General features: G+C 39.6%; 17 protein-coding genes and 1 tRNA gene. 8 read left to right on the forward strand and 10 right to left on the reverse strand.

The genetic code is table 11. The features are described from left to right. Window positions 1–189 precede the first annotated feature (189 nt). Genes B9G53_RS10175 through B9G53_RS10185 form a run of 3 tightly spaced genes read left to right on the forward strand, consistent with a single transcriptional unit; the run spans window position 190 to window position 2606 of the window. The gene (locus B9G53_RS10175; protein WP_141211756.1) at window positions 190–1425 is read left to right on the forward strand and encodes a hypothetical protein; all 1236 of its coding nucleotides are present in this window, start codon (window positions 190–192) and stop codon (window positions 1423–1425) included. Then, window positions 1418–2044 (forward strand): ABC transporter permease, encoded by a 627-nt coding sequence (locus B9G53_RS10180; protein WP_094531796.1) that lies wholly within the window; start codon window positions 1418–1420, stop codon window positions 2042–2044. The genes B9G53_RS10175 and B9G53_RS10180 overlap by 8 nt, the downstream gene beginning before the upstream one ends. After that, window positions 2028–2606, forward strand: a complete 579-nt coding sequence (locus B9G53_RS10185) for a hypothetical protein (RefSeq protein WP_094531798.1) — start codon at window positions 2028–2030, stop codon at window positions 2604–2606. Before B9G53_RS10180 ends, B9G53_RS10185 begins: the two co-directional genes overlap by 17 nt. Window positions 2607–2626: 20 nt before the next feature. On the opposite strand, the gene B9G53_RS10190 is transcribed toward B9G53_RS10185, so the two are convergent. Then, window positions 2627–3493: an RDD family protein gene (locus B9G53_RS10190; RefSeq protein ID WP_094531800.1), complete on the reverse strand. Its 867-nt coding sequence runs from the start codon at window positions 3491–3493 to the stop codon at window positions 2627–2629. A gap of 167 nt (window positions 3494–3660) precedes the next feature. Here B9G53_RS10190 and B9G53_RS10195 point away from each other — a divergent pair, with 167 nt between their 5' ends. From B9G53_RS10195 to B9G53_RS10210, 5 genes are read left to right on the forward strand one after another with little or no spacing between them, the layout of a single operon-like run. After that, complete coding sequence (locus B9G53_RS10195) at window positions 3661–4131, forward strand: DUF29 domain-containing protein (protein WP_094531802.1); 471 nt, start codon at window positions 3661–3663, stop codon at window positions 4129–4131. Continuing rightward, window positions 4124–4858, forward strand: a complete 735-nt coding sequence (locus B9G53_RS10200) for a type III pantothenate kinase (RefSeq protein WP_094531805.1) — start codon at window positions 4124–4126, stop codon at window positions 4856–4858. The genes B9G53_RS10195 and B9G53_RS10200 overlap by 8 nt, the downstream gene beginning before the upstream one ends. Continuing rightward, window positions 4827–5081: a hypothetical protein gene (locus B9G53_RS28460; protein WP_254923618.1), complete on the forward strand. Its 255-nt coding sequence runs from the start codon at window positions 4827–4829 to the stop codon at window positions 5079–5081. Before B9G53_RS10200 ends, B9G53_RS28460 begins: the two co-directional genes overlap by 32 nt. Beyond that, window positions 5078–6238: a ParA family protein gene (locus B9G53_RS10205; protein WP_254923619.1), complete on the forward strand. Its 1161-nt coding sequence runs from the start codon at window positions 5078–5080 to the stop codon at window positions 6236–6238. The genes B9G53_RS28460 and B9G53_RS10205 overlap by 4 nt, the downstream gene beginning before the upstream one ends. Further along, on the forward strand, window positions 6235–7167 hold the full coding sequence (locus B9G53_RS10210) for a hypothetical protein (RefSeq protein ID WP_094531807.1): 933 nt from the start codon (window positions 6235–6237) through the stop codon (window positions 7165–7167). The genes B9G53_RS10205 and B9G53_RS10210 overlap by 4 nt, the downstream gene beginning before the upstream one ends. Window positions 7168–7275: 108 nt before the next feature. Here the strand turns inward: B9G53_RS10210 and B9G53_RS10215 are convergent. From B9G53_RS10215 to B9G53_RS10255, 9 genes are all read right to left on the reverse strand, one after another. Further along, window positions 7276–7358, reverse strand: a tRNA-Leu gene (locus B9G53_RS10215). 218 nt (window positions 7359–7576) lie between these two features. Continuing rightward, window positions 7577–7915 carry a hypothetical protein gene (locus B9G53_RS10220; RefSeq protein ID WP_094531809.1) on the reverse strand — a complete coding sequence of 113 codons (339 nt, stop codon included), beginning with the start codon at window positions 7913–7915 and terminating at the stop codon, window positions 7577–7579. Window positions 7916–8135: 220 nt separating this feature from the next. Continuing rightward, a complete protein-coding gene (locus B9G53_RS10225; protein ID WP_094531811.1) occupies window positions 8136–9056 on the reverse strand; it encodes an FTR1 family protein in 921 nt (306 codons plus the stop codon). A gap of 244 nt (window positions 9057–9300) precedes the next feature. Beyond that, complete coding sequence (locus B9G53_RS10235; RefSeq protein WP_094531815.1) at window positions 9301–10383, reverse strand: helix-hairpin-helix domain-containing protein; 1083 nt, start codon at window positions 10381–10383, stop codon at window positions 9301–9303. 154 nt (window positions 10384–10537) lie between these two features. Beyond that, window positions 10538–11554, reverse strand: coding sequence for a multicopper oxidase domain-containing protein (locus tag B9G53_RS10240; protein WP_094531817.1), 1017 nt, complete (start codon window positions 11552–11554; stop codon window positions 10538–10540). Between the two features lie 501 nt (window positions 11555–12055). Further along, complete coding sequence (locus tag B9G53_RS10245; RefSeq protein WP_094531819.1) at window positions 12056–12907, reverse strand: FecR family protein; 852 nt, start codon at window positions 12905–12907, stop codon at window positions 12056–12058. A gap of 87 nt (window positions 12908–12994) precedes the next feature. Beyond that, the gene (locus B9G53_RS27325; protein WP_176453172.1) at window positions 12995–13171 is read right to left on the reverse strand and encodes a hypothetical protein; all 177 of its coding nucleotides are present in this window, start codon (window positions 13169–13171) and stop codon (window positions 12995–12997) included. A 33-nt stretch (window positions 13172–13204) separates the two neighbouring features. After that, window positions 13205–13567: a hypothetical protein gene (locus B9G53_RS10250; RefSeq protein WP_141211757.1), complete on the reverse strand. Its 363-nt coding sequence runs from the start codon at window positions 13565–13567 to the stop codon at window positions 13205–13207. A gap of 29 nt (window positions 13568–13596) precedes the next feature. Next, window positions 13597–14010: a DUF6713 family protein gene (locus tag B9G53_RS10255; RefSeq protein WP_094531823.1), complete on the reverse strand. Its 414-nt coding sequence runs from the start codon at window positions 14008–14010 to the stop codon at window positions 13597–13599. Window positions 14011–14016: the final 6 nt, after the last annotated feature.

Genomic DNA, 14016 nt, shown 5'->3' on the forward strand with positions numbered 1-14016 from the left:
GCACAAGCTATTGCGGCAGGTCTTTGGTGTTCTCAAGTCTCAGCGTTCTTTCGATCCTAATTTTGTCCAAATTCCCTCTTGACTTTTTGGTGCTTAAGACAGTATCTACGGGCGCTATAAATCCTCTATGATTTCAGCCCAGCAATTAATCCGTTAATATATAAACACTAACCTTTCATTAAAAATGTTATGTCCGATCGCCTGAAATTTTTCCGCAGGCTGATGTCAGCTTTTGAAGGTACTTCTAATCCTCAACGCGCTGTTGAACGAGGATTTTACGTCAATCTGCCAAATAATCCTGTGGCAGTGATTACAGCTAAAATTGCGCTCCGCCCCTCTTCGGCTCATTTGTTATTTGGTGGTATTGGATCGGGAAAAACAACGCAGTTACTATTAACACAACAGGCTTTAAATGAATTGGAAGACATTAAAGCTATTTATGTTGATGTTAGTCTTGTTACCGATATTTCCGATCTTAAGTCTGGTGCTCTAATAGTGATCGCAGGACTTGAATTACTAAAAATCTTGGGTGATATTGAGGAAAGCAAATTAAAAAGTTGCAAAAAGATAATTGAAAATGCGGCTTATGGTTACAATGAGATAAAAATTCTTCCATCTTTGAGCGAAAGCCTTAATGCCTCTTCAGCTATATTCCGAGCGATATCTTCTTCAAGAGAAATAGTTACAAATCATAAAGGATTACTCTCTACTGAAAAGCAGGAAAATAAAGATCTAGTTTTACGAGCTTTTTCTGCCCTATATAAAGCTACTCAAGAAAAAATAGGACGCAAAATTATTTTCCTTTTTGATGGCTTAGACCGATTGAGTGACTCACAAGTTTTTATTGATGCCACTTTAAACGATATAGTTGAAATTAAAAATGCTGGGGGTGGTTCGGTTTTAGTTGGATCTGTTGTAACGATTTATAAGAAGAGAGAAAATATTACAAGTTTCGATAGTTCATCCTACTACTTGTCCTATCTTGATGTTTTTGAAAGTGTTGAAGTACAGGATTTCTTTGCAGATGTCATAAAAGTGAGAGATGTTGAAAATCTTATTAACCCAGATGTAAGACAATTTTTGACCTTCAAATCTGGTGGAGTCCTACGAGATTTGATGTCTCTTTGCCAAGCTTCAATTGAGGAGGCATACATGGATGGTTCAGATAAGATTACAGAAAAACACGCAAACCAAGCAGCTTTATCTCTAGCACGGTCAAAAATAATTGGATTAACAGAATCTAATGTAAATATTCTTCGGCAAGTCCTGACTGGAGAAAATTTCTTTCCGCGTACAAGTGAAGATTTTGAAATGTTGCTGACAGGGCATATCTTGGAGTATAGACATCCACGACAACGGTTTGTTGTTCACCCGATATTAGCTCCAATAATCGAAAATATGGTTGCGAGTGTGGCTAATGGATAATTTATTATCTTTTTTAGATGTGAATAATAAACTATCTTCTATAGATGAGTTATTGCAAAAAATTGGAGCGCGACCAGATGGAAATATCTGGATGGTTCTTGTTGTTGATATTGATGATATGCAATCGATAATTACAGATTTGCAAGATACTATCGAAATTTTTAGCGAATGTAGTACGGCTACTATATCTGGTAAATCTGGTGCAAGAGCTTTAATTAATGATATTAGCGAAGCCTCAGAAGAATATTTTTTGCTGTGGGAATTAGATACTTGGGATAATAACGAATGGAAAAATTTCGATGCTTTGAGAAGTCGATTAGATAAAGGTAATAAGGGAGGGTTACTTGTAATTTCTGAACAAGCCAATTACTTAATGCTCCATAATGCCCCTAATTTTGTAAGTTGGTTAGGTGCAAGAATATATTATCTAAAAAAAGATGCAGAAATACTAAGTGATGAAGAATGCGATCGCCGTCTAGCGGCACTACAAGAATGGACAGGTAAAACTAATGACGAAGTGATTGCTTTAGCGGAAAATCGTCAACTTCCAACCGATCCAGAATATGGGGAGTGGCTGATTTTACTTAATCGAGGTGACTTACTTGAGCGACAAAAGTAATTGGCAAAAGATATGTGTTGAAATTCAAGAACGCGCTCTAAGTAACACATACCTTGAAGTAAAAAATGCAACTTCTTTATGGGCAGAAATTTTAAAATGCTTAACAACTGCCAGTGATGAAAAGATTTTAAGTGCCAAGCAAGATGAAATTCGTAAATTGCTTAAAAAAGGTGCATCATCCCAAATTAGTAAAAAAGGCTATTGGGAAATTATGGGTGGAGGGAAAAACTTTAATCGCATTCAAGATATTCCCCATTTTAAACTTCACAATGGTTGTTGGTTCGATTTTGCAATTACTATCGATGAAACCTGTAGACCTGCTCAAATTATAGGATTTGACTTTGAAATAAGGTTTCCTCAAAGAGAGGAAGAGACTAAAGTTCCTTTTCTAAGAATCGATCTGAATCTGCCAGATCATAACAACGATGAGCGCAATATACGTTTTCATCTTCATCCCAACAATGACGACATCATGATTCATAGTCCACCGATGTCGCCTCTCGAAATTCTCCATATGTTTCTATATGGCATGAATATCCGTGACAAGCCGCGTGCGTCATGAAATGTGCTGACGATCGCCAACTATCTCCGTCTAGGACGACGAGCCGATCGCTTAATTGGTGGCTCGTCTTGATATGGCTCTTGATATGAATCTGGGCGATCGCCAAAATCATCACGGTAATCATCTTTATCCCAATTATCAAAACCATCAACATCGCCTTTATAAGCATTTTTGGGTGGATCTAAAGGCTCAGCATAGGGATCGTCTTGATAAGAGCGATCAAAATTACTTTCTCGATCAAAATTAAAGTCTTGGGGTGGGCGTGATTTTGTGCGGGGGCGGCGCTTAGGTTTGGGACGAGGGGCGCTATATTCATCTTCATATAAATCACGCTCTTGACGACTTTGATAGAGCTTAGTCGCTTGTTGCCCTGCTCGATTAAAAAGTTTGCCTAACTTTTCATCGATCGCAAAGCCTTTGCGGGTTTGAATAGAAATTGTGCCGCTAATGCGATCGTGGAAGGCTTGGCGCTTTTCGTTATCAACGATCGCAAAGGCTGCATCGGCAACAAAGGGAATCCATGCAAAGACGATCAGGGTCGAGGTGATGGTTTTAATCAGAAAAATGGAGCAAACAAAGACAAAAATCTCGCGCTTCATAAATGCGCCGAATCCAGCCGTTTTGCCATATTCCGCATCAATCACCCGAATGCTGATCAGCCATCTACCAAAGCTCTGTCCCTGTGCGCGTGCGGAGATAAATACGCGAAAGACAAACCATGTCGATATGAAGATAAACAGATGCAGGGGATTAGCTGGGTCAATCGATAGGATCGATACGGTTAATTCGGAAATAAACCAACAACTTAAAAAGTCTACGATGAGCGCTCCGAGGCGTTGATTGACCGTAGCAAGGGGATAGCGGCTGTAGGCTGGCTCGAAGTCCATTGTGATTGCTTGATTCGTGATGAAGGCACAGAGTTATATTCTATGCCTTTATAATTACACTTACAGCACGAAGCGCTGAAGCAAAATCCAAAGAAATTTTTGAAAGCGCTGCGAAGCGGCGCTTTCAAAAATTTCTTTGGACTTTATGGCAAAGGAGCAAAATCAAAATGACACAGGCGATAACTCGTAAATCTCTCAATGCCTCTCTATATGAGACAGACTTTTTGCTGTGGACTGAAGAAACTGTAGCCAAGCTCAAGGCTAGGGATTTTGACCATGTGGACTTGGAAAACTTGATAGAGGAGATCGAATCATTGGGGCGTTCTGAAAAAAAGGAGGTTAGAAATCGGCTAAAAACTTTGCTGGAACATCTAATCAAGCGGATCTATGTTGATATACCTCAAGAGTTCAATGGGTGGGAAAGGACTATTAGAGAACAACGTGCTGAAATTAGGGTCGAACTCAATGATATGCCAAGCCTAAAAAGGTTTTGGGATGAATTATTTGATGTGGCTTGGGGACTTGCCTTGCTCAAAGTAAAGGATGAGTATGAGAAAAAAGGCTATCAAATCCCTGAGCAATGGCAGTTTAGCCGTGACATTGAGGCGATGTTGAGTGTTAAGTTTTGGGATGACTAATCATTTAAATAATCATCTAGCGATCGCCATAGGCAACACCAGAATTAAGGCGGTTATTTTTGGTAATGATCGCCAAATTCTTGAGGAATATGCTTTTACTCATGACCAATTACCAATTTTAGAAGCGCGGCTTGCGAATCGGGATTTTGCAAATATTGCGATCGCCTCAGTAGTACCTGATTTACTAACAAGTTGGCATTATCTACCGCAAACCCAAATTATTAAAACTGCTGATGTGCCTTTGCGAGGTTTGTACGCAACGATGGGATGCGATCGCGCTTTGGCGGCGTATGGTGCAGGGGAAATCTATGGCTATCCTGTGTTAGTGATTGATGCGGGGACAGCAATTACTTTAACGGGAATTGATACGGATCGGGCTTTGGTCGGTGGGGCAATTGTGGCAGGATTGCGATCGCAGTTTTTGAGTTTGTATCAAAATACGGCAGCTTTGTCCGATGTACATATTCCTGAAACCTTGCCAAGTCGGTGGGGCTTGGATACTCCTAGCTCAATACAAGCGGGAATTGCTCACATATTTTTAGCAGGTTTACAAGCTTATATCGATGATTGGCGATCGCAATTTCCCGATAGCAAGGTGATAATTACTGGGGGAGATGGCGAACATTTAGTGAAATGGGGACTACAAGTAGATATAATTGATAAGAATCTAATTTTTTGGGGATTATGGCGCTGCTGTGAGTTTCAATCCAAAGCTTTGTCGCAATGAGAGCGAAGTTGAAAGTAAATTAATTGTCCAGTATCTTTTGCCTACACTTGGTTATGATGCGAGTAAATGGCATCAGGAAGTTGCGTTAGGGAGCATTCGCTTAGATTTTTTAGCTTTGACTTCTCAGGTATTTCCGAGCATTACTGACTCTGCTCCCAAGGTTTGTGTGGTGATGAGGCGAAGCACCCGAAACACAATCTTGACTCCCATGTGCGGCGGTTGAGTCGTTATTTAACGCGCTTACGAGTTGTGTATGGGGTGTTAACCAATGGTAAAGATTTTCGGATTTATGAGCTTGTGGGCAATCAGGTCAAGCTAAATTTTCAATGTCAAGGGGCAGAAATTACTGACAATATCGAAAAAATCAAGGATATTATTGGCAGAGACAAATTAGCTGAAATTAAACCTAAAAATGCTGGTTCCACAGATAAATCTAGCCCACCGATTGCTAAATCAGTTATTACGCCGCCACAATCTTTCCAAACTTCAATTGTTACTCCCAAACCAAAAGTAAGAACCATGAAAACGATCGCGATCTATCACAACAAAGGTGGTGTCGGCAAAACCACAACTACCATTAATCTCGCTGCGGCGATTAGTCGTAAAGGTTTAAAAGTTCTCATTATTGATCTTGATAGTCAGGCAAATACTACCTATGCCGCAGGGCTAATGAAGTTTGACACTGAAGAAGAAGATACGCTCAAGGATAGCAATATTTACAATGTTGTCTTCTATCCCAAATCCAACTATATCCCTGAAATTGCGCTCAAGAGTACCTTTACTTATCCCCCAGTCGATGTCATTCCCGCGCATATTAATTTGATTTGGCAAGAGGCAAGATTAGTTGATAAGGATAGTTCTAAAACCCATTTAGTCAAGAAATTGGAACTAGTAAAAGATGACTATGATGTAGTTCTGATCGATACGCCGCCATCTCTAAATCTCTATGCCAAAATTGCACTCATTGCCTGCGATTATTTGATCATCCCCTCCGACCTCAAACCTTTTGCTAATGAAGGTTTACGCAATGTCAAAAACTTTGTCGAAGAAATTGATGAGTTTCGGACTTTCATCAATAAACCTGCGATCGCGGTTTTAGGTGTATTACCTTCCAAAATCTTGACTAATGCCAATTACATCAAAGCAACTTTGCCTAAACAAGAAAAGGTAGTTGAAGAACGCTATGGCTTCCCTGTGTTAGAGACCAGAATCTTCCAACGCGAAGATTTATCAAGAGCCATTGATAATTTTGTATTTGAAGGCGATCGCCAAATTCCTGATCCTAAGTCGATTTTTGACTTTAAGCCCGACTCGATATCTGCTGCTGAGTTTGAAGAGTTAGCTAATGAAGTTCTTGAAAAAGTAGGATTAAGTGCATGAGTCTATTAACTTCTTCCATCGATCTCGATACAATTACTCCGCCAGCAATATCTAATTCTCAATTCCCAGCCCATCAAGTTGAGAATCTTGCAAATTTATTTTTAAAAGCTGGTGATACGGTTAGTCCTATCCTTGTCCGCAAAGTTTCACCGATCGCTTTTGAAGTTTTGGAAGGTCATTTTGAATATTACGCAGCAATTAAAGCGCAGGAAATAGATGAGCAGTTCACAGCAATCCGCGCCTATGTTGTATCGCCAAATTTAGAGTCAACGATTCTTGAGCAATATAACTTCTTGCGATCGCTCTCTTTACCTGCACCTGAGAATATTGCACCGCCCAATAAATCAGATGATCGAGAACTAGATTTAGCCAAAGTTGAACAGGCGATCGCTGAGCGTTTAGAAAAAAAACTTGCTACTACCATTGATCGCATTATCGAAGAACGTATAAGCTCTAGTTTCCAAGCATTTGCTACGCAAATGACACAGCAGTTGGATACGCATTTACTAGATTTTAGGCGATCGTTATTATTAACCAATAACAAAAATACTGAGCCGCCGATACAACCGATACAACCGATACAACCTATTGATTTACCTACTGAATCAGTATCGAAAAGAACTAGTAAAACTGAGAAGCCAGCTAAAACAAAAGCTAAAACAGAACGCTCTACTACTAGCAAAAACAAAGATATCGAGGAAAATAATCCGAAGAGCTTACAGGTTCTCAATGATCTAAATACAATGAATGTTGCAGACTTAGAACGTAAGCTATCTCAATTAAAACCAAGTAAACGTAATCTTGCTAAGCCAATTCACACACAAAGATCGCAGCAACCCGATCAAAAGTTTCAATCTATATCAGACTTAATGAGTAAAGTTGATGTAATTAAAAAGCCAACTATGCAGAAAATTATTGATGCATGGTAACTAATTCACAAAAAAGAGACTACTGTGCTTTGCACAGTAGTCTCTTTTTTGTGAATTCCATATTTCGGAAAGTATTGCTTGGCAATACTTTCCGAAATATCTATGAAGTGGGGGTAAAGGGACTTGAACCCTTACGACCTTACGATCAACGGATTTTAAGTCCGTAGCGTCTACCATTCCGCCATACCCCCAAAGGGCTTTGCTATTCTAACGCGAAATGGGTAAATTTATGATCAAAATTTTAAAATTATAGCGATCACCCAAAAAACATAGTCAGCAACTAGTTGTTAACTGTAGTTTGCTGAGCAATTACCAATCAAACGAACCTCAAGAGATTTTTTGAAAGTCCTGCAAAGCAAAACTTTCAAAAAATCTCTTGTTTATTTTTGAGCGCAAAGCGCTATAAGATTTACTCGGTTTCCTCGTCATCCCATTTTTCTGGGGTATAGCCAAGCTCTGTAGCGGCTGCTTGTTCTTCACTGGTCAGATCTTCCCAGAGTTTTTCGGCTGACTCAGGAATGTCATCTTCTCCCTCCCAGCTAGCCTTACTCCAACCAAGGATACCCCACAGTTTTTTATCTTCGCTAGACAAGTCATCCCATTCAGGAAAATCCTCCTCCTCATCCCAGCTTTCCTCAGTCCAGCCTAATTGAGTCCAGACCGCTTGCTCATCACTGGTGAGATCAGCCCAGCTTAGCTCACTCCAAAATTCATTTGGGTCACCTGTTACTTCACGAATATTAGCCATGGAAATTTTCTCGCAAATTAGAGTTCATCTAGATTTCATCATAGGTTTGTCTAGGTTGGAGAAGCAATAGCTAAAATTTAACCTTTCAAAACAAAATGAATAACCCCGTCTACCTGCGACGGGGTTATTCATTTACTAGAATCTACTCACACCGCAGAGCGGTAGGCATTTCCCCTCATAGTTGAATAAAAAAATAGTTCTGCAAAGCAGAACCATTTTTTTATTTTGTTGTTAGGCGATCGCCTAAACTTCGATAATAAATTGTGCCAACAACAGCAAAAAATATGACATAGGCGATCGCTTGGACCAGATAAAGTTTGTCAGTGTAGCCAAATAGAGAACTAAGAATTACGCCCGGAAATTTTTCGGCAGGTAAAACTTTGCTACTATCCCAAACCATATTGCCAAGAATACAGGAATGCTCACGGACAAAATGCTCGTAAAACAAACAAATTGATTCGGACTTGCGATCGCTCTGGGACAAAATTCGTAAAGCAGTGTCAAAATGCGCCAGAGCAGAGATTACTAAGCCTGAAACAATCGATAGCAGCATAAATCCCATGATTTTAAAAAAGGCGCGAATATTAATCTTGATTCCAAATTTAAATAGAGCTACAGCGATCGCCGTAGCAGCAGCAATCCCACTTACGGCTCCGATCGCTGGCATTAATCCTTCTTGGAATTTTGCAGAAATAAATAAAACGATTTCAAAACCTTCACGCAAAATTGCAAATAAGACAAGTCCAAAAATTCCTAAGCCAGCTTTTTGACCTTTGCCTAACACATTGGATATCGAGCCTTCAATTTCTCCTTTAAGCGCCCGACTTTGTTTGGTCATCCAGATCAACATCCAAGTCAACATGACGATCGCAGCAACACTAAACAAACCTTCGAGTAATGGCTCAAAAATTGGTGATACAGAAGGATTACTACTACCAAAACTTTGCATAAACCAATTAAATAAGATGCCAACTAGTCCGCTAATTATGAGTCCAGCACCGATACCTGTAAATACCCATCGATTAAGATGCGATCGCTTGGCACGTTTGAGATATGCCATGACAATGCCAATTACTAACGCAGCTTCAACCCCCTCACGCAAGGTAATCACAAAGGTTGGAAGAGTTAAACTGAGGTCCATAGAATTTTTGGATTATATTTAATAATTTGTATTCACATAAAAAACATAGAAACTGGTCAAACGGCTGAGCCGTTTGACCAGTTTCTATGTTTTATTTTGACGATAGAACCAATATATAGCTATAGCCAGCCAAGTCAGGACATAAGACCCAAAAGAGAGTTGCGGCGCTTCGCGCCGCAACTCTCTTTTGGGTTTTGGCTTTGTCTTAACATTGATGTCTATAGCTATATCTGCCATCAAATATTTATTGTTTTGCATAAACTTTGGCAGAGGTTTGTTCATTTGTTTTGATTAGTGCTGACATATCAGCAACTGATAAAACTGGTTTTTCTGGGGCAATTGGACTTGGATAAGCAGATTTTAGCTTTTCTAGACTTGCGGTGAACTGCTTGTGAGCATCGGGATGTTCTTTTTCCATAGTCGGGGCAATGCTCTTATACAATTGCTCAACATAGATCGTGAAGCCGAGAGAATCTTGATATTCAATGATCTCTTTGATCTTGTCATTGGCGATCGCTGCCATATACTCAGTCCCTGCGGTATCGAGAATCGAGTTAATCACCTGCAGAGCAAGCTTAGGTGATTGGCGTTGAGCTTCTGGAATTGCGGCGATCGCCAGATCAATACTAGCTATTGACTCGTTGTACTTAGCCGCAAGAGTAGGATCGTTGGGCTTAGACTTTACCAACTGCTGTAAATCGATCAAAGATTGCTTAAATTCTTTGACATTGCGCTCTTGAAGTTGAGCTTCGACATCAGCATAAATTTCTTCGACAGGATGTTCGATGTGAGGAAGAGCTTGGTCTGGCTTCTGAAGATCAAGCAATTCTTTTGCAACAATCATATGACCTTTCATCAAGCCAAGTTTTGTCAAATAGTCCACTTCCTTGGCTTCACCTGTCAAGACAACAGTTTCAATACTAACCATGTCTTTAACTTGTTCAAACTGCTCTGCGGTAATCACCTTTTTTGATACAAGATCCTCAATCTTGGTATAGGGTCGTGCTGCTTGAATTTTGTTAGACAACCCAGCAATCCCCAATTTAGCTTCAACCTTATCTAGCTCCGACAAAATTGCTTCGTTAATATTGATTTTGCCCTTACTACTGCTAGGCATAACCATTGCTGAGTCTTTGACCGACTCCTTCTTAGTCTCAACTGTTGTGCTAGGAGCACTTGTTGTTGGAGGATTACTTACTTTTAGTTCATTGGTACAGGCTGAAATCGCGATCGCACCTACTACAGAGAGTAAAAACAGTAGCAAAAACGCTTTGGTTTTAATTACAGCTTGAAATAACTTTTTAACGAGAGAAAAAATATAAGACATGGAGATAGCTAAATGGGGAAGAAGAAGAATCGAAAAACTAGATAATGCTATTAATTTGCAATAAGGGATCTACAAATATTAGAACACAAAACTTGCTAATTATTATCAATAAGTACCAATAAGTATTTTGGCAAATAAAAAGTGCTGATTATCTTTAACTAGCAACTACGTCAAATAGCCCCATACACCCAGCTTCGGCGATCGCATCTTGGTGTGGATGAAACATATATTTGCCTGTAAACCGATATGTCAACTCAAGAATATGTCGTTCTGCTGTCCCCATTGTAATTACATCAGTTTCTTCGCTAGGAGTCATAGTGCGCCCTGTGCGATAAACCTGAAACATATTGGCATGGACATGAAATGTTGCCACAGGGTCAAACTCAATCATATTAAGAATATATAACCGCAATAGCTGATTTTGTTGGACTGCGATCGGTTGCTGCATATAAAAGTGTGGCAACCCATTAAAAGCGTACATTTCATTGCGTTCATCTCCATTCGTGTCATATCCAGCCATGATTAAAACAATTTCATCCGCAGGTGGTCGAGGCGTTGGTGGATCAATGATGAACATTCCGTACAAGCCTTTGCCAATATGACGTGTTACTGGTTCAATATGGCAATGATAGAGATGGACTCCATATGGCATCGCATCAAATTCATAAATGGTGGCTGCCCCGTTGCGGATTGGTTTAACTCCATCCATTTCCGATGGATGTTCACCATGAAAGTGTAATGAATGGGAATGCCCCCCTTTATTTGCAAAAGCAATTCGCACTCGATCGCCTTCAGTTGCTCTTAAGGTTGGACCTGGTACGCGATCGTTTACATTCCAAGTAATAAAGTCAGTGGCAGCATCTAACTTTACTGTTTTCGATTTCGCCGTTAGCTGAAACTCGCGCACCGTGCGTCCATTCTCTTGAGAAACCTTTCCATAGTCAAATTCTCGTAAAGCAGCGATTGGATCAAGTCCACTGCTCTTGACTCTTTGTTGAGATGCCTCACTAAGCTGCATCATAGGAATCACAATCTGTTTGGGTGGAATGCTTGAAGATTTATCTGGTTCGTTATTGCGATTTAGTGAGATCGGGCTACAGGCGATCGCCCCTCCGATTAATCCCATCCCACCCAGACCTAACTCTAATATTTTTCTACGTTGCCGATCCATTAACTCTACTTGCAAATAGTTCCTATTTATCTTAACGAATTTCCTTCAGCTTTGGATATGACAGATATATCGTTTATTTGATTAGATAGCAAAATTAGAGATCTCTAATTTTGCCTAATATTAAGACTTTAAGTCTTACAAATAGACCTATTAATAGACTCTCTATCTCAGTTGTAGACTAAATAGATGTCCCCAAAATTTGCAGTGATAAGACATTGACATTGTCTTATCACTGCAAACAAATACAAGCTTACGAATTTATATAAAACCTTGCTATGTAACTACGCTTACGATAATGGTTATTTACACAAGCTTATAGATTTAGTAAGCTTAGTCCAAGTTTGAGATAAATTCCAAGCCCATATAGCAATGTAAGTTTTACAAACCCAAAAGATGAGTGGCGGCGCTTCGCACCGCCACTCATCTTTTGGGTTTTATGTCCTAAGAGTGTTTAACAGATTTGCTTATAGCAATTACCAATGAACCTAAAGAAGGATCAATTTATTCGTCATCATCATCATCACTGTCGGCATCATCTTCATCTTTGGGTCTGTCCAAATTATCTTGATTTTCTTGGCTATCCCTAACATTAGGTTGTATAGCTGGAGGAGCTTGATCAAGGCTCGCCTGTCCAGGAACAAGGTTATCAATAATCTTTTGGGTAGGTAAGGGAGAAGAAAAGCTTCTCAACAACTGACTTGTTTTAGAGATTTCTTTCCACTCATTTAGATCCATCCGTCTGACAACTGGAGGGGTCGAAGAATTGGGCTTTAAAATTATTTCTTCACCTGTTAGTAAAACAATCTCTTTCGGCTGATTAGGCAGCTTAACCACCACCGTCCCTTCCCAAGAGAAAAATCGAATGCCTTGATTAATATCTTTTGGGATTTCCACAAAGGCGGTTGTACCTCGAATAGAGGCAGTTGCATAATTGGTATAGATCTCTGTTGGCACGTTCAACCCTGGTTTAACCCAAGTAATCATTCTCCCTGACTTAAGATGTAATCGATTTTGAGGTTGAATTTGTAAAACCGCATTGCCGCCAATCCGAAAACCTATGCCATTATTAAACTCAACCTGTGTTTTACCATTTGCCTCAGTACGTACTGTATCAGCTACATATAAATCCATTCCAACTTGAGCATCAATTTCTTTGGATTTTGGACTTTGATAAGGCGTGACAAATACAGGCTTATCTTCAATCAAGGATACTTTGGCGATCGCTTGATTCTTTGGAGCATTACTTGCTGTGGGACTAGCTACAGGAGCGTTAGGAGTTGGAATAACTTGAGACTCACAACCAATTCCTAATAAGGCGATCGCAGCAACAGTTATTAACAAAGAGCGTTTCATTGTCTTACCCAATCAAAGCCTTGACCTTTTTCTTATTCGATGTTGGCATAGTCACCATAAGTACACAAGCGTATTTTATGCTTAGAGTCACATCTCTACTTCGATTTTGCCTGAACCATTGCAAAATGAGCAGGTTTCTTCACGTTGAATTTCACCAGAGCAATCACGAATTGATATATAGCCTTTACCTTCACAATGGTGACAAGCTTTAGTGGTTTGGAGAGGAGGGCGATCGCTTTCTAATTTCTGGAGATGATTGTGCATAGTTTTAACGTCATAGTTCCAAGAGTTGATAAATCAACGAAAATAATCATACTGTGCTGGCAATGGTCTTACAGAAATCTCATCACTCCATTTAACAGGATGTTTTCTATCTCTACAAGCAAACCAATACACATTATAAATTTCTAGCCAATCATCGCGATCGCTTACCCAAGCTTGTAATAATACATCATCAAGATAATCACCAGAGAAGTGCGATCGCATTTTTACATAGGCTTCATCATCAGCAATGGCTATAGATTGGTCATCCTGCCAATTATAAAGTCTTGCTTCCTTTTCATCTAGCCACAAAATTCCTGACACAAAAAACACCTCGTCAGTCTTCATGTTAGACTTTTTACGATTAGCAAAGTCTCCTACAGAGAGCGTTATCGTCATGGTAATTTACTTTCTGATGTAGCATCTTTTTAATTAGCGGAGTTTTGGGTTTCAGTTTTTGGCGAATAAGCAAATCTCTCTCCTGTCAAAGTAATTAAGTACATCAAACCAATTAATCCTGCCCCAAAAATCAAACATTTTGAAATCAGTGAGTTAAAAGTATATAGGGGATGATTTTCGAGAGCTTTATGTAATCCTGCATGAATAATCAAAAACAAGCTAAAGATAATTCTTGCCCATTCCCTAACTTTAGGATTCCCGTTAAATCCCAACCAAAAAATAATCGTAAATAATGGAACATGAGCAACTACAAAACTGTCTGCTGCGATTGTTTCTGGCAGGTTATTCAAAATATAGAGAAGATGCCACTCTGCCTGAGTAACGGCATCCAACTCATGGGTAGAGAGTGTTGCTAAGCCTAGATTAAAAAGCAGATTTTTCATTGTCTG

The sequence above is a fragment of the Pseudanabaena sp. SR411 genome (assembly GCF_002251945.1).
Classification (GTDB): domain Bacteria; phylum Cyanobacteriota; class Cyanobacteriia; order Pseudanabaenales; family Pseudanabaenaceae; genus Pseudanabaena.